Raw genomic sequence first — 19,721 nt, 5'->3', positions numbered from 1 at the left:
AGAGACCAGGCTCAAGAATGCCCCCGTGTCGAGATCGAGCATGGAAGGAATACGACGTCATCATCGTCAACGACGACCGCGCCTTCGGCGCTTACACCACTGAACGTCGCGCTGTGACAATCCAGGTAGCCGCATTGAGGAATACGCCGCATGGCGTCTCGTGCTTCCTCAGTTCCGACCTTACATCGGCAAACGCGGCATCCGCCCTGTCCCGGTACTCTCGGATCATCGTGCCGACACCGCCGATTTTGATGATCTCCATGACTTCATCCAAGCTGCCGCCGGTCTTCAAGTCCAGGGGCGTGATGAGGATGTTCGTGAACCCGGCGGAAGCCAGGACCGAATGTGTATAGTCCGGATCGGCAAACGAGAATGCAGTGGATGGATTTGGCGGCGGCAAGCCGAGGCTGCGAAGAGCAGCTTTTAGCGGCACAGTCACCCACTCAATCTCTTCTCGTGGCCGCCAGCAGACGAACGACAGACGCCCTCCAGGCTTGAGGGCGCGGCAGAGGTTGGAAAATGCCGCGACAGCGTTATCGAAGAACATGGTGCCGAAGCGGGAAAAAACGCCGTCGTATCCTTCCGGGCCAAAGTCTAAGGACTGAGCATCGGCTTCAATGAAGCGGACATTGCTCAGCTTCATTTCCCTGGCATGACGACGTGCCACCGCGAGCATGGGACCGGACACGTCGACGCCGAGCACCGCTCCCGACGGGCCGACCGCTTGCGCCAAGGCGCAGCTCGTGTGCCCGCATCCGCAACCAACATCGACCAGCCTTTCACCGTCACGCGGGTCCAATGCGTCGATAGCCCGGTCTCCGAGAGGCCCCAACTCGCGTTCCAGAGCCGATTGGAGCCGGACCCACTCGGGTCCGCATATCTCCGTCCAATATCTGATCTCATCGGCATTCACGTCGTTTTCCGCCGTTTGACATTTGGCGCTGACGCCGACCTGTCCGCCAACAAAAGCCATTTGGTCGAGCCTCATCCGAGAGCCTCTCTAGGCAGAAACGCTATGCGCGGCGTGGTTCTCTCGGCGGAGTCCGGTCACCGCTGTACGGCGGCAATTCAGTCGGCTTCATACCGCATGAAAATCGATCCGCAGCGAACTGCCGACATCGATCCTAGCATAAGTGATTGCAAGATCAAAGCGGTTGCAAATATGAAGCAGTTTGGTGACGCGCAACCGCCCAGCCCTTCTTCTCCACAGAGGACCGGAGACATCGCGAACGGTGTGCGAGGACATCGCAAACAGTTTTGCGCTTTTGCGAGAGGGGTCGGGATGCCACTCGAAGACAGAAGCGCGATGTCTCAGGGCAGGGCGCGCTTCACACCGCGTTCGTCAACCTTACGAACTCCTCCACGCTGAGCGTCTCGGCGCGGCGCGTTGGGTCGATGCCGGCGCGGCTGAGCAGGGCTTCGCCGCCGAGGCTTTTCACGCTTTGCCGCAGCATCTTGCGGCGCTGGCCGAAGGCGGCTTCGGTGACGCGGCCCAGCCGCTTGCCGTCGGTGGGCAGGGGGGAAGCGCGCGGCACCAGATGCACCACCGAGGACGTGACCTTGGGCGGCGGCGTAAAAGCCTGCGGCGGCACGTCGAAGGCGATCTTTGCCTCGGTGCGCCAGCCGGCCAGCACGCCGAGCCGGCCATAGGCATCGCTGCCTGGGCCGGCGGTAATGCGCTCGGCCACCTCGCGTTGGAACATCAGCGTCATCGATTGATAGAAGGGCGGCCATTCGGCCATCGTCAGCCAGCGGATCAGAAGCTCCGTGCCGATGTTGTAGGGCAGGTTGGCGGCGATCTTCACGGGGCCGCCATCCGCCGTGCGGGCAAGCGCGGCGAAATCCGTCTTCAGCGCGTCGCCGGGAATGACCTCGAGCCGGCCGGGATAATGGCTGGACACCTCCGCCAGCGCTTCCAGGCAGCGCTCGTCACGCTCGATGGCGATAACGCGCTTGGCGCCGTTGAAGAGCAGCGCTCGGGTCAGCCCGCCGGGGCCGGGGCCGACCTCGATCACCGTTGCCTCACCAAGTTCGCCGGCCGTGCGTGCGATCTTGCTCGTCAGGTTGAGGTCGAGCAGGAAGTTCTGGCCCAGCGCCTTCTTCGCCTGCAGGCCGTGGCGCTCGATCACCTCGCGCAGCGGCGGCAATCCGTCGATGTTCACGCGCCCCCCGCTCAATCGAGCCTCATGCGGCTGCGGCCTGGCGGCCGCTGTCGGCCAACCGGCGCGCGAGCCTCAGCGCCGCGATCAGGCTGTCGGCGCGCGCAATGGCCTTGCCGGCGATGTCGAAGGCCGTGCCGTGGTCCGGCGAGGTGCGGATGAAGGGTAGGCCGAGCGTCACATTGACGGCCTCGTCGAAGGCCAGTGTCTTGGCCGGGATCAGCGCCTGGTCGTGATACATGCAAAGTGCTGCGTCATAACCGGCGCGCGCCTGCGGATGGAACATGGTGTCGGCCGGCAGCGGCCCGACAGCGTCGATGCCCTCGGCCTTGAGCGCCTCGACGGCCGGCAGCACGATGGAAAGATCTTCCGAGCCCATTGTGCCGCCTTCGCCGGCATGCGGGTTGAGACCGGCAATGGCGAGCCTGGGCCGCGCAATGCCGAAGCGGCTCTGGAGGTCGGCGGCGGTGATGCGGGCCGTAGCGACGATCAGCTCGCTCGTCAGGACCCTCGGCACCTCGGCAAGCGCGATGTGGATGGTGACCGGAACGGTGCGCAGTTCGGGTCCGGCAAGCAGCATCACCGGCGTCACCTCTGCGCCGGTGTGGCGCGAGGCCAGATGCGCCAGGTATTCGGTGTGGCCGGGAAAGCGGAAGCCGGCGTCGTAGAGCGGTTTCTTGGCGATGGGACAGGTGACCACCGCGGCGGCCTGGCCGGCGAGGCAGTCGGCGACGGCGCGGTCGATCGCCTCGATGGTGCCCGCTGCATTGGCCGGATTCGGCTTTCCGGGACTGTCCAGATGGCGGGCGTAGAGCGGAACTACGGGCAGCGCGCGGGAAAAGTGATGCGCCGCTTGCTCCGGCAAGGTCTCCATGATTGCTATCGTTGCGCCGATTTCGCGCGCACGCGCCGCAATCAGGGCCGGGTCGGCGAGCAGGTAGAAAGGCGGAACGCCGGCGCTGTCGCCCGCCTGCCAGGCGGCGATGGCGATCTCGGGCCCGATGCCGGATGGATCGCCGACGCTGAGCGCCAGCGGCACATCGTTCCTGCGCGCGCTCATGGCGTCCCGCGCGATGTCTGATTTGCTCCGGGGCAGGACGCCAGGATCGAGCCTTGTTCTGTCACGCGCCGAAACTCCGTCGCCCTAAAGCAATTCCAGGAAAGTGTGCAACGGTCTTCCGTCCGGAATTGCGTGAAAACAAACACTTAGAGCGGGTCAGCGTCTCGGTGAAAAGCTGAGACGCTCTAGCGTTCGACGATGGTGGCCTTTTTGCGCAGTTCGTCGACATATTTCTTGCTGAGCTCGTCAGCGTCCTTGTCGTTGCTGCCGCCTTCGGCCTGGAACACCATCTGAGCGGCCTTGTCGTCGGAAACCTCGCGCGAGGAACAGATGCCGATGAACTCGACGCCGCGTTCGGTCTCGCGCGTCGGCGTCGCGCCGCCGACCTTGGTCGCCTTGATCTGCTCTGCCCAGTCCGACGGCAATTGCGGCGCCAGTACGCGGCCGAGATCCCGCACCGTGACGTCGATCAGCCCCTTGGCGAATTCGCGCGTGGTGTTGCAGCCGTTGAAGCGGGCACGCATGGCGTCGGCCTCGCGCTTGCGCTTGGCAAGCGTCGCGGCGCGCTCGGAAGCGGGCACCACGAAGATCACCTGCTGCAGCATATATTCCATGGCGGTCGGCTTGGAACCGCCCTTGTCGAGCATGCGGCGGACCGCGTCCTGCTCGGTCACCGAGCCGCCCTCACCGGAGCGGTAACGCGCGCTAAGCGCCTGGTTCCAGGCCATCTGCGCGCGGATGAACTCCTTGAAATGCTCCTTGGTGACGCCCGACTGCGCCATGATGGCGTCGAGCTTCGCCAGCGGCATCTTGTTGTTGGAGGCAAAACGCTGATAGGCGGCATCGACCTGCTGGTCGGTGATGCGGATGCCGAGCCGCCTGGCCTCGGCCAGGCGCAGGGTCTGGTTGATCATTTCCTGCGCCGCATCGCCCTTCTTGCGCTGCAGTTTGAAAAATGCGGCACGGTGCGCAATGTCGCCGGTGGTGATCGGTATGTTGTTGACGACATATTTGATCTGGCTGGCGAACGCCGGCGGCGTCATCGCCGCGATCGAAACCGAGGTCGCCGCCACCAGCAGCGCGAATCCTGCCGAAAACAGGTATTTCCTCATCTCACCTTCCCAATTCCTATCCGCCAAGACGGCGCCGCACGTCCTCCGAACGCTTGCGCTATGCGGTCGACCCCTTGCCCGCCCTATGCGGCGAAACAATGTCGCCGGCGCATGACCCCGAGAATCGGCCCCATTTTCGAAGGTTCGCTCGTCAAATCAAGCCTGCGGCTTTCCGGCACGCCAAATCGACGCGCCTGCCGCCGCTTACTGGATCGTGTCGACGGCGGCGGTCGACGAGCCGAAATCGCCGAGCGTGCGGAACGACAGGTTGAAACCGATATTCTGCGACACCTGCTTGGTGACCGTATCGCGCGTCTGCGAGAACGTCATCACATAGGTGAAGCAGGAATCGTTGTAGGCGAAGCCGACGCCGTCTTTGACCAGGACGCTTGTCTCTAGATCGTAGGTGCCGGTGCCGAAGACCCGCCAGTTCTCGGCCAGATGCGTCGAGGCGCCGAGCGTGACCTCGTGGCGGTCCGTGGTGAAGCCGTAGAGCGGCTGCGCCTGGATGAAGGCATATTTGGCGCTGAGCGAAACGGGCAGGCCGGAATAGGCGGCCTTGATCTCCGCGCGCCTGACCTCGAAGCTCTGCTCGTCGAAACGGCCGCTGAGCGAGCCGGAGAAGCCGCTCGGGCTGTTGAAGCCGATGAGGCCGACATAGTCGGATTTCGCGGTCTGCAGGCCCGAATAGGCACCGACATTGACGAGGTCCGGAGCGTCGAACGAGTTCTCGCCGCCCAACTGATAGGATTGGCCGAAGATGGCGTTGGTGCCCCAGCCGTTTTCATAGGCGCCCGAATAGCGGAACCCGACATTGGCGCGCGTGCCGCCTTCGATGCGATCGTAGCCGGAGAACTTGTCGCGCTCGAACAGCGTGGTGGCGTCGAAGACGAAACTCTGCGCGTCCTCGTTCGGAATGGCCAGCCCCCCGACATATTGTTCGTTCGGGCGCACGAAGATCTGTGCCGTCGGCTCCAGGACGTGGCTGGAGTTCGACATCGAGAACAGGAGCGGCCAGCGCGCCTCCAGGCCCAGCGTGGCCATGTAGCGGGCGAGCGAGGAGCGCATGTCGACGTCCTCGCCGAGATTCGCCGCCATTTGGTTGACCGCGGCCAGTGAGCCGGCGGTCTCCGAGCTGTATCCGGTGTCACCGCGCAGCGCGAGCAACGGCGTCAGTTGCAGGCCGCCATCGGTGGTGAAGGTGCGCTTCCATTCGGCTTCGGCCGTCAACCGGCTCGATTGGCCCTCGAGGCCGCGCACGTTGTTGATGGAAGTGGGGATGGCGTTATCGGCCAGCACTGCGTCAAGCCGGTCGCGGCTGATGACGCGCGCATTGACGTTGAGCGACAGCTGGCCGCCAGCCACCGCCATGTCGGGGATATAGGCGTAGTCGAATGACGGCAGCACCCAGGGCTGCTTGGCGGAGCGCGCCGTCGGATCGCTGGAGAGGGTGTCTTCCTGCACCTCGAAGCGCATCGCCCGGACGTCGAAATAATTGCGGTCGCTCAGGCCCGTCAGATAGATCGACGATTGGTGAACGAGTTCGTTGTAGCCGTCGATGTTGTAGGTGCGCGAGAAATTCTTGTCGGTCTGCAGCAGCACATCCCAGCCGAAGTTCCAGCGCTCGTTAATGGCGAACTGGCCCTTGGTGCCCATCATGCCGCGGAACTTGTTCGGATCGTTTTGCTCTCCCGAATCGACGGTGAAGCGATTGCCCGTGCCGATGAAGGCGTCGGGATCCTGCTGATTGATGCCGGCGATCTTCAGGCTGTATTCGCCATTGTTGAAGCGCTGGCGCCATTCGGCCTCGCCGAGGAAGCCCTGCTTGGTGTAGCCGCTGCCGGTGACGGTCAGATCATAGGTCGGCGAGAGCGCGAAATAATAGGGAACTTTGAGGCCGACGCCGAGGTGGTTGTTGTAGACGATGCCCGGGATCAGGAAGCCGCTCTTGCGCTTGACCGTCGGGTCGGCGATCTCGAAGGCCGGCAGATAGGCGAGCGGGAAGCCGAAAAACTCGAAATTCGCGTTCTCGAAGCGAACCGTCTTCTTCTCGCCGTTCCAGATGATCTTTCTCGCCTTGACGCGCCATGTAGGCGCCGAGTCGGGTTTGTCCTCGCAGGGCTCGCAAGCGGTGTAGATGCCGTTGTGGAACGTCGTCAGCACGCCGCCCATGCGCTCGGCGCTTTCGGCGGCGAAATAGGCCTTCTCGACCGTCTCGACGCGCAGCGCGTTGACGAAGCCGTCGGCGAAGTCGTCGGTGATGTCGATATGGTCGGAGTTGATCTTGGTGCCGTCGCTGTTGATGAGCTCGACCGCGCCGCTGGCGACGAGGCGCTTGGTGTCGCGATTGTACACCACGCGCTGGGCGACGAGCTTGTTGCCGCCGTAGTCGATCTGCACGCCGCCGACGGCGGTCACCGTGTGCTTGTCGTTGTCATAGATAAGCGTATCGGCGGCCAGCAGCATCTGCGTGCCGGAGGGAACAGGCTTCGCGGTGATAGTCTGCGCCAGCGCCGGTACCGCCGGTACCACGCAGGCGAACAGACATGCCAAAGCGGTCGCCCCATAAAGGCGTGCCAAACCGGCCTGCCTATGGCTGCGCAAACCAGCCTCCCTCACTAGCCGTCTTCCTTGTATAGCAGAAAAGTCACCCCGAAGAACATAGCCACGACAACCGGAACCCATGCAGCCACCATTGTAGGCACGAATCCGGCGACCCCGAATGCCTTGACCAGTACCGAAACGACATAAAGCAGAAAGCCGGCCAGGACGCCACCCAGAATCATCGTCGCCGACTGCCCCATCCGCGCAAATCGCATTGAAACTGTTGCCGCAATCAGCGTCATGGCGATGAGGAGGAACGGCAGCGCCACCAGCGAATCAAACTGCATGGCGAAGGCATTTGCCTTGAGGCCGAAGGAGCGGGCAACCTCGATCTTGGCCGGCAGCTCGTAGAACGGGATGGTTTCCGGGCGCGCCAGGCGTTCCTGCACGAATTCCGGCTTGAGGTTGGTGGGCACGCGGTCGGAAGGCTCGGGGCGGATGTTGCCGTCCTTGAACACTTTGACGTCCTGCAATTCCCAGTAGCCGTCGCGCAGGAAGGCGTGCGCGGCGTCTTTGCGCTCGACGATGTTGCCCTCCTGATCGAGGACGAAGAACACCGCGTCCGCCATCTCCAGGCCCTGGTTGAGGATGGCGCGGGCGCCGATTATGGTGTCGCCGGAGCTGGTCTTTTGCCTCAGCCACGGCGTCGTGTCCTCCGGGACGGCGTTCGACTTGCCGGCCCGCAGCTGGTTTTCCATCTGCTCGGACCAGGAAAAGCCATGCGCGGCGATCGGGTTGAGCACGCCGACAGAAAGCAGGCCGAACATCAGCGCGCCGACGCAGCACGGGAAGAGAAACTGCCAGGCCGAAACGCCGGCCGAGCGCGCGATGACCAGCTCGTAGCGGCGGTTGAGCGACACCAGCGTCGCCATCGCCGAGAACAGCCCGACGAACGGCACCGTCTGCAACATGATCATCGGCATCCTCAGCGCCGATATGGCGAAGGCGGTACTGTAGGTGAAGCCCGGCAGTCCGGTCGTGCGGCCCGAAAGCTCGGTGAAATCGATCAGGAAGACCAGCGCCAGCAGGCCGAGAAAGAACCAGACGGTGATCGTCACATAGCGAAAGAAGAAATAGCGGCCCAGCGTCCAGCCCATCGTCAGGCTCCCTGGCCCGAGGTGCCGCGCCGGGCGAACCACAGCTTGAGCGCGGTCCAGCCCTCGCTGGCGCGGCCGGCGAGATTCGTCATCCAGTCGGCCCAGGCGGTGGGCAGTTCCATGCTGCGCGAGGAGACGATGAACCAGATGGAGACCGCCGACGCCACGATCGGCACGGCGTAGACCATATAGGCGTAATACCAGACCTTGTCGGCCTTGCCGGCGGCGAAGAAACCAAGCCAGCGCACGAAAAGGGCGATTGCGATTGCCGTGATCAGCGGATGGATGCGCGCCTCGCGGTGCGAGCGCGCGTCGCCTGCGACGGCAAGCGCGATCAGCGCGAAGACCAGCGAATAGGACCATTCGGAGAAGCGCTGATTGAGCTCGGCCGTGTAGCTGCCGGGCTGGCGCTGGTACATCCTGTCGTTGGGATCCGGGTTGAGCAGGTATGGCGTCGTCCGGTCCTTGGGCAGCAGCGTGATCTCGTTCGCCGCCGACATGAAGGCCGACAGGTCGAAGGCGTAGGAGGTGAAGCGGATGACGGAAAGGTCGCCGGTGACCGATTTGCGGTTGATGACGCCGTCATTCATCATCAGCACCTTCTCGTCGCCTTTTTCGACGATGCTGCCGGTCTTGGCGTAATAGGTGAGGTTGGCGCCTTCCTCGCGCGAATCGGCGACGAAGATGCCGCCGAGCCTATTGTCGGGGAGCCGCTCGCCGATTTGCAGGAACAGGCCGTCGTCTATTCTGCGGAACGTGCCTTCCTGGATGATCAGCGACAGAAGGTCGGCGCGAGAGGCCGCCACCAGCTGCCGGTTCTTCTGCCTGGCGTAGGGATCGACCCCGTTGTCGACGGCGAAGGAAAAGACGCTGGCCGCCAGCGCGAGCAAAAGGATCGGTCGGGCGATCGTCCAGCGCGAGGCGCCGGCGGCGTTGATCACCGCCAGCTCCGAATCTGTGTTCATGGCGCTCAGCGTCTGCGCCACCGCGACCACCAGCGCGAACGGCACCACGATCGGAATGATCGAAGGGATGATCAGGGCCGCGACTTCGAAGAAGGTCAGCGCCGACTGGCCGCTGTCGGTGACGAGGTCGATCTTGGCGAGCACCTGCGTCGTCCACACGATCGCCAGTGTCCACACCAGCGCCGCCAGGAACATAGCGGTGGTGCGACGCATGATGTAGCGTTCAACGACCTTCATGAAGGCTTTTCTCGATTGTGCCGAACGGCATCATGCCCGCCGACAAGGTAGTCATCCGGTGACGCCCGCACAACCGGGTCCATGGGCGGCTCATCCTGGTTTGTCGCTCCACACCATGCGCCCCGGCGCGGCGGAGTGTCCGCGTCAATGGATAAGAAATGCAAAACATTGATGGTTAACAAGAGGTTGCGGTAGGAAGCTTATGTCTTGCCGCGACGAATCCTTCGGTGGTTGCAGCGCCGATATAGACAGCGATTTCGGCCAAAGTCTTGCCAAATGGCCGAAAACGACCAAATGTCGCGCACGCTTTGAAAGCCGGTTCGCGGCGCCTCACCCCGAAAGCAGGATCTGATGACTTCGAGACCTTCGATTGCCTTCGCTAAATTTGCCGCGCCCAAAAAAGGCAGCGTCTTCGTGCTTGCGGCCGAGGGCGGCGGTCTTGGCGATGCCGCGAAGGCCTGCGACCCGGCCGGCGCATTGGCGCGCGCGTTTCCGGTCGCCGATTTCTCCGGTAAGTTCGCCAGCACGGTGGAAGTGCTGGCGCCGGAAGGAACATCTGTCGACCGGCTGGTGGCGATCGGCGCCGGCAAGGTCGCAAGCCTCGACGACTACGCCTGGCTGAGGCTCGGCGGCGCGGTAGCCACCGCGCTGCGCAAGGCTGCGGAAGTCGCGGTTATCCTCGACCTGCCCGAGCTCCAGCCGGATGGCAGGCAGGCGGCGAACCTTGCCGCCGGCATCCTCCTGCGCAGCTACGGCTTCGACAAGTACAAGACCAGGAAGGACAAGGAAGAGGGCCAATCCAACGCCAAGGGGGCGGAGACCAAAAAAGCCGAAGCGGCGAAGCCGGCCAAGATAACCATCCACTGCGCCGACCCGTCCGCCGCCAAGAAGGCTTTCGCTGGCGAAGAGGCCGTTATCGACGGCGTGCTGCTTGCGCGCGATCTCGTCAACGAGCCGGCCAATGCGCTTGGGCCGGTAGAGTTCGCCGCTCGCGCGAAGGAGCTGGAAGCCCTCGGCGTCGAGGTCGAGGTCCTCACCGAGAAGGAGATGAAGAAGCTCGGCATGGGTTCGCTGCTTGGCGTCGCGCAGGGGTCGCCGCGCGGTGCCCGCATGGCCGTCATGCAATGGAGGGGCGGCAAGGCCAAGGACGCGCCGATCGCCTTCATCGGCAAGGGCGTCACCTTCGACACCGGCGGCAATTCGATGAAGCCGGCCTCGGGCATGGAGGACATGAAGGGCGACATGGGGGGTGCCGCCGCCGTCACCGGCCTGATCCATGCGCTGGCCGCGCGCAAGGCCAAGGCCAATGTCGTCGGCGTCATCGGCCTTGTCGAGAACGCCGTCGACGGCCACGCGCAGCGCCCGGGCGACATCGTCACCTCGATGTCGGGCCAGACCATCGAGGTGCTCAACACCGACGCGGAAGGGCGCCTGGTGCTGGCCGATGCACTCTGGTACGCCAACGACCGCTTCAAGCCGAAGTTCTTGGTCAACCTGGCGACGCTGACCGGCGCCATCATGGTGGCGCTCGGCCAGCACTATGCTGGCCTGTTCTCCAACAATGACGAGCTGGCGGGCAGGCTCTTCGGCGCCGGACAGGCGACGCAGGAGCGTGTGTGGCGCATGCCGTTAGGGGCCGAATACGACAAGCTGATCGATTCCAAGAACGCCGACATGAAGAATATCGGCGGCCGCTATGGCGGCGCCATCATCGCCGCGCAGTTCCTGCAGCGTTTCGTCAAGGACACGCCCTGGGCGCATCTCGACATCGCCGGCACGGCGATGGGCGCGCCGGCGAGCGAGATCAACCAGTCCTGGGGCTCGGGCTTCGGCGTCAGGCTGCTCGACAGGCTGGTGCGCGATCATTACGAAGGATAGGCTTTCGAGGTGGCCGACATCCTGTTCTATCATCTGACGGAATCGACGCTGGAAGAGGCGCTGCCGGGCCTCCTCGAACGCAGCGTCGAACGCGGCTGGCGCGCCGTGGTGCAGACCGGAACCGAAGAGCGGCGCGACGCGCTCGACCAGCATCTGTGGACCTTTCGCGACGATTCCTTCCTGGCGCATGCCACCGACCGCGAAGCCTATCCGGCCGAGCAGCCGATCCTGCTCACCACCGGGGAAGGCAACGCGAATTCAGCCCAGATACGTTTCCTCGTCGACGGTGCCGTGCCGCCCGAGCTTTCCGGCTACGAGCGGGCGGTCTTCCTGTTCGATGGCCATGACGCGGCACAGCTCGAAGGCGCGCGCGGCCACTGGAAGACGATGAAGGAAGCCGGCCACGCCGTGACCTACTGGCAGCAGACGCCCGACCGGCGATGGGAGCGCAAGGCGTGAGAATCGTCGCGTCTATCATTCAGGGCGCATCCCGTCCCTGTGTCTCAAGATAACGCCACAGCGCTTCGGCCACCGACCCATGCGGCCGGTCGCGCCGGCGCACCGCGGCAACGGTCTCGGTACGGCCGGGAATGTGCCTGCCGGCGATTGAGATCAGCCGCCCGTCGCGCAATTCATCCTCGATCAGCCACGCAGGTAGGTGGCCCCAGGCCAGCCCGTGCAAGATCAGCTCCTTCTTCATCATGTGATCCGGCGTCGAGCAGGAATGCGCGCCGTCGAGGACGAAAAAATTCTCGGTCGACGGACGCCGCGCCGTGTCCCGGATCACGCACTGGGTGAACGGACGCATCGCCTCCGGCGTGATCTGACGCGCGTCTTGGAAGGGCAGGAACCCAGGCGCCACCACCGGCACGAAGGCCACCTTGCACAGATCGATCCGCTCGAGACGCGGATCGGACGGATTGGCGCGATGGAAGATGAGATCGGCCTCGGCATCCATCAGCCGTTCAACCGGTCCACTGATCGCCTCATAGTCAAGATGCAGGCGCGTGCGGGGCCGTTCGGCGAAGAAGCGGCTGAGCAGGCCGAGTATCCGCGGTCTCGGGCAGACATCGCCCATCACGACACGCAGGATGGTTTCCTCGCCGTTCGCCAACTGCGCCGCGTAACTCTGGAGATGTTCGAGCTCGCGCAGCGCCAGCCGGGCGCGCGCATGGAACTGGCGGCCTTCATCTGTCAGGCTCACCCGATATCCGCTGCGGTCGAGCAGGGTGAGGCCGACCTGCTCTTCCAGTCGTGCGACCGCGGCGAAGACGGAAGGATGCGTCCGGCTCAGGACAAGCGCGGCGGCCTGAAAACTGCCCTCGCTCGCCACAGCGTCGAAGCACCTCAGATCGTGGAGCTTCAAATCATGCATTGTCGTGATTTCCTACAGAGATTGTCAAATCATAGTAATTTTCCTCGAAGGTAACCAGACCTAACTTTCTCATCGAAACGACGCGGGACGACCTCCCGCCAGATCAGGTGAGGGCCAAAATGACCGAAACGCTTCATTTCACGGCGGGCGATGGCGTCCGCATCGCCTACCGGCTCGACGGCCCGGAAGACCGGCCCGTGCTTGCGCTGTCGAATTCCATCGCCACGACGCTGCACATGTGGGACGGCCAAGTTCCTGAACTCGCCAAATCCTTCCGGGTGCTGCGCCACGATTTTCGCGGCCAAGGCGGTTCCGACGCGCCAGCCGGCGCCTATTCGCTCGACCGACTGGGCCGCGACGTTCTCGAACTGCTCGATTTCCTCGGGCTCGCCCGCGTGCATTTCCTCGGACTGTCGCTGGGCGGCTTCGTCGGCCAGTGGCTGGGCATCCACGCGCCGGAACGCATCGAGCGCCTGATCCTCTCCAACACCTCGCCGCATCTGGGGCCGGCGTCCTATTTCGACGAGCAGATCCGCAATGTGCTTGCGGCAAGCGACCTGTCGGCCACAGCGGACATGTTCATGCGCAATTGGTTCCCGGCCTCGATGCTTGCCGGCAAGAACAAGACGGTCGCGGAATTCCACGCCGCGATCCTTGCCATGTCGCCGCAAGGGCTCGCGGGATGCTTCGCTGCCGTGCGCGACGCCGACCTGCGCCGCCCGATTTCCCTTATCACCGCGCCCACGCTGGTGATCGGCGGTGTTGACGACAAGGTCACACTCGCCAGCCACAGCGAGGCGATCGCGGCGGCAATTCCCGGCGCCGAGCTTGTGCTGCTTCCCGGCGTCCATCTGCTCAATGTCGAACGCCCGGTGGAATTCATGGACACGGTGACGCGGTTTCTCCGGGAGAGCCAGACGATTGCCGCTAGTGAACTTTGCGAACATCGCCGCTTTTTGGTTTAGATAGACGCAAGCTTACGCGGCGGGGGGAGGATGCGGATCAGGATCGTCGGAACCGGCAGGGCGGTGCCGGCAGAGTGCATCTCGACTCGCGCGCTGGAGGAGAGGCTGGGCCTCGGCCAGGGCGCGCTCGAAGCGGCCACCGGTGTCGTTGAGCGCTATGTCTGCGACGCCGAATCGCAGATCGACCTTGCCTGTGCCGCTGCCTGTCTTGCGCTTGAAGATGCCGGGCTCGAAGCCGAGGCCGTCGACCTGATCATTGGCGGCTGCGGCGTGCCTTATCAGCCGCTGCCGGCGACCGCGCCGCTGGTGATGCAGCACCTCGGTCTTGCCGACGGTTCGGCCGCCGCTTTCGACGTCAACAGCACCTGCCTCGGCTTCCTCACGGCCTTCGAGACGGCAGGCCGCATGATCGAGGCCGGGCAATGCGAGACGGCATTGGTCTTCTCCGCCGAAGTGGCTTCGCGCGCGCTGCCGTGGCGGGACGCGCCGGAGGTGGCCGCACTCTTCGGCGACGGGGCGGCGGCGGCCGTGCTGCGCAGGGCGGGGCCTGCCGAGGGCAAGGTGGCGGCGAGCCTGATGCGCACTTATCCATCCGGCTGGGGGGCCTGCGGCATCGGCGCCGGCGGCACGCGCTTCGATTTCCATCGTCAGCCGGAAGAGTTCGCCGACAACAGCCTCTTCCACATGGACGGCAAGGAACTGTTCCGCCTGACTTCGCGCCATTTCAGCGGCTTTGTCGGAGACTTGCTGGAGCGCGCCGGTTGGCGGCAGGAGGATGTCGACCTCGTCGTACCGCATCAGGCAAGCCCGATCGCGCTGGCGCATATGGCGCGCCAGACCGGCTTCGCGCCGGAAAAGCTGGTCGACATCGCGGCCCGTTTCGGCAATCAGATCGCGGCTTCCATTCCCTTCGCGCTCGATGTCGCGCGCCGCGAGGGGCGCGTGGCGCCGGGCATGAAGCTGCTCTTCCTCGGCACGTCGGCCGGCGTGTCCTTCGGCGGCATGGCGCTGGAGGCTTGACGGATGGCCGTGCTCGTCACCGGCGCCAGCGGCTTCCTTGGCTCCCATGTGCTGGCGCGGCTGGCCGCCTCGGGCACGCTGGCGCTCGGCCTTGGCCGCGATGCGGCACGCTGCACCGCGCTCGAAGCCACCGGCCATCGCATCGTCCGTCATGATCTCGCGCAGCCGCTCGATGGCGCGCTCGATCCGCGGCTCGACAGGGTCGAGCGGGTCATCCATTGCGCGGCGCTCTCGGCGCCCTTCGGCCGGCTGCAGGATTTCGTGGCAGCCAACGTCGCGGCGACGCGAAACCTTCTCGACTTCGCGACGCGGCAAGGCGTCAGCCGCTTCGTCCATATCTCCAGCCCGTCGGTCTGCTTTGCCTTTCGCGACCAGCTCGGCCTGACCGAGGACATGGCCTTGCCCGATCCGGCCAACCACTATGCCCGCACCAAGCGGGAGGCGGAGAAGCTCGTGCTTGCCGCGCCTTTGGTCCATCCCGTGGTGCTGAGGCCGCGCGGCATCTACGGTGTCGGCGACCGCGCGCTGCTGCCGCGGCTGATCAAGGCGGCGAAAAGCCGGCCGCTGCCGCTGTTTCGCGACGGCCGCGCCGCGATCGATCTCACCCATGTCGACGACGTCGTCGATGCGGTCATGGCGGCGCTCGCGGCACCCGAAGAGGCCGAGGGCCAGATCTTCAACATCTCCGGCGGCGAGGTGCTGCCGGTGCGCCGCATCGCCGACGAGGCTTGCTCTCGTGCCGGGCTTGCCGCGCGCTGGCGGCCGATGCCGCTGCTGCCGGCTATGCTTGCCGCAGGCCTTATGGAGGCGGTGGCACTCAGGCTGCCCGGCCGGCCGGAGCCGCCGGTCACCCGTTATGGGCTCGGCCTCTTCGCCTATGCCCAGAGCCTGGACATCTCCAAGGCGAGACGCGTGCTTGGCTGGAGACCAAAGGTTTCCTTCGAGCAGGGGCTCGACCGCACCTTCGCCGGCGTTGCGACGCCGTGAAAATCGTCTTCGCCAACAGCGCCTGGGTCAGCGCCGCCGAGCGGCTGATCCTGCGCGGCGGCAGCTGGCAAAGTGTCAGGCTGCGTGTCCGCTACGGGCTGATCTTCCATCCCACCGCCGGACCGGTGCTGGTCGATACGGGCTATACGCGGGAAGCGCTTTCGGGAGAGCGACGCGGCCGGATGCTGCGCCTCTATGGCGCGTTGCTGAAGCCCGAACTCGACGCCGCCGGACAGGTCTTGCCGGTGCTGAAGCATTTCGGCCTTTCGCCCGATGACATAGGCACCGTCATCGTCACCCATTTCCATGCCGACCACATTTCCGGACTGTCGCTGTTCCCGAGGGCGCGCTTCATCGCCAGCGATGCCGCCTGGACGCGGGTCAAGGCGCGAACGCCGCGCCAGAATTTGCGCCATGGCATCTTCACCGAGCTCTTTCCGACTGATTTTGAAGCGCGGTTGAACGGTCTATCCTCCAAGCCGCGCGTCGAAGCGCGCGACAGCGCACTCGGTGGGGCCGACCTCTTCGGCGACGGCAGCGTGATCGCGATCGATCTTCCTGGACATGCCGACGGCCAGTTCGGCCTGTTGTTCGCTGGCCTCTCGCGGCCGCTGCTCTACGCCGTCGATGTGCAATGGCTGCTCACCGCCCTGACCGAAAACCGCACGCCCGGCTTCCCGGCTACGTTGATCGCCGAGGAAGCCGGGGCAATCGAGCCGACCAGCGCCATGCTGCGGCGCTTCATGGGCACGGGTGGCGAGGTGATGCTCTGCCATGATCCTGCGCCGACATCCTATGATTTCGCGACGAGCAATCCGGAGGCGGGATGAACGCGCTGGCGGAAGCGATCGGCTCTTTTGCCGTAACGCGCTGGGCATCGCGTAAGAGCCGCGCCGACTTCGAGCGATGGCAGGCGGCGGCCTTGCGCCGTTTCCTCGATCGCGACCTGCCGCGCGCGCCGTTCTACGGCAAGCCGCCGGCTCGTCTCGCCGACCTGCCGGTCACCGACAAGGCGCTGGTGATGGCGCGCTTCGAGGATTTCAACATCCATGGCCTCACCGCCAATGAGGCCTGGGCAGCGCTGGCGCGCGACGGCCGCGCCGGTTCGCTCACAGTCGGCGCCAGCACCGGCACGTCTGGCAATCGCGGCCTGTTCGTCATTTCAGAGGCGGAAAAATACCGCTGGCTGGGCGCGATCCTCGCCAAGGGGGCGCCCGATCTTCTGTGGCGCGGCATGCGCGTCGCCGTCATCCTGCCGCAGAACACCGGGCTTTATGACAGCGCCCGCAAGTCGAAGCTGATCAGGCTCGCCTTCTTCGATCTGACGCTCGGGCCGGAACACTGGCGCGAAGCGCTCGAAGCCTTCGACCCGACGGTGATCATTGCGCCGCCGAAGATGCTCAGGCATTTCGCCGCCGAAAGTTTCCAACTCCAACCGAAACGCATTTTCTCGGCCGCCGAGACGCTCGATCCGGTAGACCGTCCGGTCATCGAAGCCTTCTTCCGGCTCCCGCTCGACCAGATCTATATGGCGACCGAAGGCCTGTTCGCGGTGACGTGCCGGCAGGGCGGCCTGCACCTTGCCGAAGACTCGGTCTTCTTTGAATTCGAGCCGGCGGGCGAGGGGCTGGTAACGCCGCTGGTCACCGCCTTCCGCCGCCGAACGCAAATCATGGCGCGCTACCGCATGAACGATCTGCTGCGCCTCTCGGAACAGCCTTGCCGCTGCGGTTCGCCGCTGTGTTGTGTGGACGAGATCGTCGGCCGCATGGATGATGTCTTCCGCCTGTCCTCGAAAGGCGGTCCGATCCTCGTCACGCCCGATGTGCTGCGCAACGCCGTGCTCAAGGCCGATCGCCGCATCGACGATTTTCGGCTCGTTCAGATCGCGCCCGATGCGATCGAGCTGAGACTGCTTCCGACGCTCGCCGATGAAGCTGCCGCCTCCGCACACCAGGCGGTGCGCGCGCTTCTTGAAGCGCGAAAAGCAACCGCGACCGTCACTCTCATTCGCGCGCCGCTGCCGCTGGAGACAAGCCGCAAGCTGCGCCGCGTCGAATGCCGGCCGGAGCGGGCTCCATGAGCCGGGCGACCGTCATGGAAAAGCCGATCCAACAGGCCGACCGCGTCGAAAACAAGCCGGCCAAGGTTGACGCTTTCGTCCGGTTGTTCAACGAGGTGCCCGTAAGCGACCTCGTCGCCAATCTGATGACCAAAGTCGAAACTTTTGAGATCGCCGGCCGGACGTTTCCGCTGACGCTCAACGACGCCGGCGAAGCGCCGAACTGCTACATCTGCTGTCCGTCCAGCGCCTATATCGACTATGCGATAGACGAGACGCGCAATTTTGCGGGCCACCTGTTGCTGCGCCGCGCGCTTCAGGCCCTCATCGGCACCTGCACGCCGCTGGTGAGGGCAAGCGGCCTCGATCATCAGGTGCAGGTCAACAACTGGCTTTATTCGACCAATCCGGTGCCGCTGCTCGATCGGCAGACGGTCGCCGCACTTAGAACGGCGATGGTCGCGCGCTTCCCGGATCGTGCCATCGTCATCCGTTCGCTGAACGAGATCGCCGATCCGGCGACCATTGCCGCGCTGAAAGCCGAAGGCTTTCGCATGTTGGCGGCGCGGCAGATCTACATCTTCGCCGACCGCAGCGCCGCACCGGCCATGACCAAAAACATGAAGCTCGACCGCAAGCAACTCGGCGCCACGCATTTCGAGCGGGTCGGCGATGCCGATTTCACGGAGGCCGACTATGCGCGCGCCGAGCAGCTCTACAAGATGCTCTATCTCGACAAATACACGCCCTTAAATCCCCATTACACAGCTCGCTATATTGCCGAGATGCATCGGCGCGGCATCATCAGCCTTGCTGGTCTGCGCCGGCCGGGCGGCGAGCTGGTCGCGGTCACCGGCCTGTTCGAGAACGGCGGCACGCTCACCCAGCCGATCGTCGGCTACGACACCAGCCTGCCGCTCGGCGAGGGGCTCTACCGCATGGTGATGGCGATGGGGCAGGACCATGCCACGGCGCGCGGCCTGTTCTTCAACATGAGCGCCGGCGCGGCAGGCTTCAAGCGCCTGCGCGGCGCGGTCGCCGCGGTCGAGTACAACGCCGTCTATGCCGGCCATCTTCCGCGCCGCCGGCGTCTGGCGATCCGCTTGATGGAGAGCGTGCTGGCGAAGGTCGGCATTCCCCTGCTCAGGAGGTTCGAGCTGTGAGCAAGCGCGGGGACCGTAGCAAAGATCACTGGCAGGCGGTGGCACTGTCGGCCGACATCGGCAAGCGACCGAAGCGCATCCTGTTCGACGGCGCGCCGCTGGTGCTGTTCCGCTCCGCGCAAGGCATTGCCGCCTTGTTCGACCGCTGCCCGCATCGGCTCGTCGAACTCTCGACCGGCAAAGTCGTCGGCGGCGAGATCGAATGCCCTTATCACGGCTGGCGCTATGATGGCGAAGGCCGCTGCACCGCCATTCCCGGCCATGTCGGCGAGATGCCGGGTTACCGTGTCCGCCGCTACGCCGCGATCGAGCGCGACGGCGTCGTCTTCGTCTCGTCCGGCACGCCGCGGGGCGAGCCTTACCTGCACTGCATGCAGGGCAAGGACATCATCGTGCGGCGGGTGCGCAGCTCGACGCAGTCGACGGTTATCGATGCCGCCGAGAACATTCTCGACGCCACCCATACCCATTTCACCCACAAGGGCCTGTTGCGCGGCCTGACCTCGAAGCGGCACCTTGTGCGGGTCGAGGTGAACGGCGGCGAGGGCTGGGTCGAAGCCCGCTACACCGGCGAGGAGCGCCAGCAAGGCCTGATCAGCCGGATGCTGGAAGGCGAGCGGACGAAAACCATCGGCCGCTTCCGCTATCCAGGCATCGCCGAACTCGAATATTGGGGCAAGGACGGGCTGGTGCTCGCCACCACTTTCCATCTGCGTCAGGCCGACGAGCGCACCGTCGAGGGCGTCGGATGGCTGATCGGCCGGCGCCAAGGCCTGCTCGGCGGCTTGAAGGCGCTCGCCTTCAAGCCGCTCTTCACCATCGCGCTGCACCAGGATCGCCACGTGCTGAAATCGGCAAGCGACAACGCCCGTTTCGCGCCGCAGTCTATGCCGGTGATCGGCCCGCTCGATTTCCTGCGCCGCGACATCGCGGCAATCATGGAAGGCAAACTGCCGCCGGCTGCGAGTGAGTCGAAGGTGCACCAGATCGAACTGTGAATTAAAGTTCACGCAACTTGATTTGCTCAGATCTGTGAA

At 64.7% G+C, this 19,721-nt stretch carries 17 protein-coding genes; 9 read left to right on the top strand and 8 right to left on the bottom strand.

Annotation, left to right across the window (positions count from 1 at the left end; genetic code table 11):
• Positions 1 to 91: 91 nt before the first annotated feature.
• The 7 genes from AU465_RS30945 to lptF all read right to left on the bottom strand — a co-directional run bounded on the left by AU465_RS30945 (position 92) and on the right by lptF (position 9,234).
• The gene (locus tag AU465_RS30945; protein ID WP_192256470.1) at positions 92 to 988 is read right to left on the bottom strand and encodes a class I SAM-dependent methyltransferase; all 897 of its coding nucleotides are present in this window, start codon (positions 986 to 988) and stop codon (positions 92 to 94) included.
• 340 nt (positions 989 to 1,328) lie between these two features.
• Positions 1,329 to 2,162, bottom strand: a complete 834-nt coding sequence (gene rsmA, locus AU465_RS30940) for a 16S rRNA (adenine(1518)-N(6)/adenine(1519)-N(6))-dimethyltransferase RsmA (RefSeq protein WP_192256540.1) — start codon at positions 2,160 to 2,162, stop codon at positions 1,329 to 1,331.
• Between the two features lie 22 nt (positions 2,163 to 2,184).
• Positions 2,185 to 3,219, bottom strand: a complete 1,035-nt coding sequence (gene pdxA, locus AU465_RS30935) for a 4-hydroxythreonine-4-phosphate dehydrogenase PdxA (protein WP_192256468.1) — start codon at positions 3,217 to 3,219, stop codon at positions 2,185 to 2,187.
• Positions 3,220 to 3,404: 185 nt separating this feature from the next.
• Entirely contained in the window at positions 3,405 to 4,331 is a 927-nt protein-coding gene (locus AU465_RS30930; RefSeq protein WP_192256466.1) for a peptidylprolyl isomerase, read from the bottom strand.
• 204 nt (positions 4,332 to 4,535) lie between these two features.
• Complete coding sequence (locus AU465_RS30925; RefSeq protein ID WP_192256464.1) at positions 4,536 to 6,950, bottom strand: LPS-assembly protein LptD; 2,415 nt, start codon at positions 6,948 to 6,950, stop codon at positions 4,536 to 4,538.
• Positions 6,950 to 8,032 (bottom strand): LPS export ABC transporter permease LptG, encoded by a 1,083-nt coding sequence (gene lptG / locus AU465_RS30920; RefSeq protein ID WP_192256462.1) that lies wholly within the window; start codon positions 8,030 to 8,032, stop codon positions 6,950 to 6,952. Before lptG ends, AU465_RS30925 begins: the two co-directional genes overlap by 1 nt.
• 2 nt (positions 8,033 to 8,034) lie before the next feature.
• The gene (lptF, locus tag AU465_RS30915) at positions 8,035 to 9,234 is read right to left on the bottom strand and encodes an LPS export ABC transporter permease LptF (protein WP_192256460.1); all 1,200 of its coding nucleotides are present in this window, start codon (positions 9,232 to 9,234) and stop codon (positions 8,035 to 8,037) included.
• Positions 9,235 to 9,585: 351 nt separating this feature from the next.
• Here lptF and AU465_RS30910 point away from each other — a divergent pair, with 351 nt between their 5' ends.
• Positions 9,586 to 11,112, top strand: a complete 1,527-nt coding sequence (locus AU465_RS30910; protein WP_192256458.1) for a leucyl aminopeptidase — start codon at positions 9,586 to 9,588, stop codon at positions 11,110 to 11,112.
• Between the two features lie 9 nt (positions 11,113 to 11,121).
• On the top strand, positions 11,122 to 11,571 hold the full coding sequence (locus AU465_RS30905; protein WP_192256455.1) for a DNA polymerase III subunit chi: 450 nt from the start codon (positions 11,122 to 11,124) through the stop codon (positions 11,569 to 11,571).
• Positions 11,572 to 11,590: 19 nt separating this feature from the next.
• Here AU465_RS30905 and AU465_RS30900 read toward each other — a convergent pair whose 3' ends face one another.
• Positions 11,591 to 12,487, bottom strand: a complete 897-nt coding sequence (locus tag AU465_RS30900; RefSeq protein ID WP_192256453.1) for a LysR family transcriptional regulator — start codon at positions 12,485 to 12,487, stop codon at positions 11,591 to 11,593.
• A gap of 119 nt (positions 12,488 to 12,606) precedes the next feature.
• Between AU465_RS30900 and AU465_RS30895 the strand changes: the two genes are divergently transcribed.
• Genes AU465_RS30895 through AU465_RS30865 form a run of 7 tightly spaced genes read left to right on the top strand, consistent with a single transcriptional unit; the run spans position 12,607 to position 19,682 of the window.
• Positions 12,607 to 13,452, top strand: a complete 846-nt coding sequence (locus AU465_RS30895) for an alpha/beta fold hydrolase (protein WP_192256450.1) — start codon at positions 12,607 to 12,609, stop codon at positions 13,450 to 13,452.
• A gap of 30 nt (positions 13,453 to 13,482) precedes the next feature.
• Positions 13,483 to 14,472 carry a 3-oxoacyl-ACP synthase III family protein gene (locus AU465_RS30890; protein ID WP_192256448.1) on the top strand — a complete coding sequence of 330 codons (990 nt, stop codon included), beginning with the start codon at positions 13,483 to 13,485 and terminating at the stop codon, positions 14,470 to 14,472.
• Between the two features lie 3 nt (positions 14,473 to 14,475).
• Entirely contained in the window at positions 14,476 to 15,459 is a 984-nt protein-coding gene (locus tag AU465_RS30885) for an NAD-dependent epimerase/dehydratase family protein (protein WP_192256446.1), read from the top strand.
• Complete coding sequence (locus AU465_RS30880) at positions 15,456 to 16,289, top strand: MBL fold metallo-hydrolase (RefSeq protein ID WP_192256444.1); 834 nt, start codon at positions 15,456 to 15,458, stop codon at positions 16,287 to 16,289. The genes AU465_RS30885 and AU465_RS30880 overlap by 4 nt, the downstream gene beginning before the upstream one ends.
• Positions 16,286 to 17,542 carry a F390 synthetase-related protein gene (locus AU465_RS30875; protein ID WP_192256442.1) on the top strand — a complete coding sequence of 419 codons (1,257 nt, stop codon included), beginning with the start codon at positions 16,286 to 16,288 and terminating at the stop codon, positions 17,540 to 17,542. The genes AU465_RS30880 and AU465_RS30875 overlap by 4 nt, the downstream gene beginning before the upstream one ends.
• Entirely contained in the window at positions 17,539 to 18,684 is a 1,146-nt protein-coding gene (locus tag AU465_RS30870; RefSeq protein WP_246506569.1) for a GNAT family N-acetyltransferase, read from the top strand. The genes AU465_RS30875 and AU465_RS30870 overlap by 4 nt, the downstream gene beginning before the upstream one ends.
• Positions 18,681 to 19,682, top strand: a complete 1,002-nt coding sequence (locus AU465_RS30865; protein ID WP_192256440.1) for a Rieske 2Fe-2S domain-containing protein — start codon at positions 18,681 to 18,683, stop codon at positions 19,680 to 19,682. The genes AU465_RS30870 and AU465_RS30865 overlap by 4 nt, the downstream gene beginning before the upstream one ends.
• Positions 19,683 to 19,721 lie beyond the last annotated feature (39 nt).

The organism is Mesorhizobium silamurunense, assembly GCF_014843905.1.
GTDB classification, from domain to species: Bacteria; Pseudomonadota; Alphaproteobacteria; order Rhizobiales; family Rhizobiaceae; genus Mesorhizobium; species Mesorhizobium silamurunense.
Note: the sequence above shows the minus strand (reverse complement) of the source record. Positions and strands in the feature narration are given on the sequence as shown.

Bases quoted from the DNA above. Each gene is read 5' to 3' on its own strand.
- AU465_RS30945 (WP_192256470.1), bottom strand. From the start codon at position 988: ATGAGGCTCGACCAAATGGCTTTTGTTGGCGGACAGGTCGGCGTCAGC.
- pdxA (WP_192256468.1), bottom strand. From the start codon at position 3,219: ATGAGCGCGCGCAGGAACGATGTGCCGCTGGCGCTCAGCGTCGGCGAT.
- AU465_RS30930 (WP_192256466.1), bottom strand. From the start codon at position 4,331: ATGAGGAAATACCTGTTTTCGGCAGGATTCGCGCTGCTGGTGGCGGCG.
- lptG (WP_192256462.1), bottom strand. From the start codon at position 8,032: ATGGGCTGGACGCTGGGCCGCTATTTCTTCTTTCGCTATGTGACGATC.
- lptF (WP_192256460.1), bottom strand. From the start codon at position 9,234: ATGAAGGTCGTTGAACGCTACATCATGCGTCGCACCACCGCTATGTTC.
- AU465_RS30910 (WP_192256458.1), top strand. From the start codon at position 9,586: ATGACTTCGAGACCTTCGATTGCCTTCGCTAAATTTGCCGCGCCCAAA.
- AU465_RS30900 (WP_192256453.1), bottom strand. From the start codon at position 12,487: ATGCATGATTTGAAGCTCCACGATCTGAGGTGCTTCGACGCTGTGGCG.
- AU465_RS30895 (WP_192256450.1), top strand. From the start codon at position 12,607: ATGACCGAAACGCTTCATTTCACGGCGGGCGATGGCGTCCGCATCGCC.
- AU465_RS30890 (WP_192256448.1), top strand. From the start codon at position 13,483: ATGCGGATCAGGATCGTCGGAACCGGCAGGGCGGTGCCGGCAGAGTGC.
- AU465_RS30885 (WP_192256446.1), top strand. From the start codon at position 14,476: ATGGCCGTGCTCGTCACCGGCGCCAGCGGCTTCCTTGGCTCCCATGTG.
- AU465_RS30875 (WP_192256442.1), top strand. From the start codon at position 16,286: ATGAACGCGCTGGCGGAAGCGATCGGCTCTTTTGCCGTAACGCGCTGG.
- AU465_RS30870 (WP_246506569.1), top strand. From the start codon at position 17,539: ATGAGCCGGGCGACCGTCATGGAAAAGCCGATCCAACAGGCCGACCGC.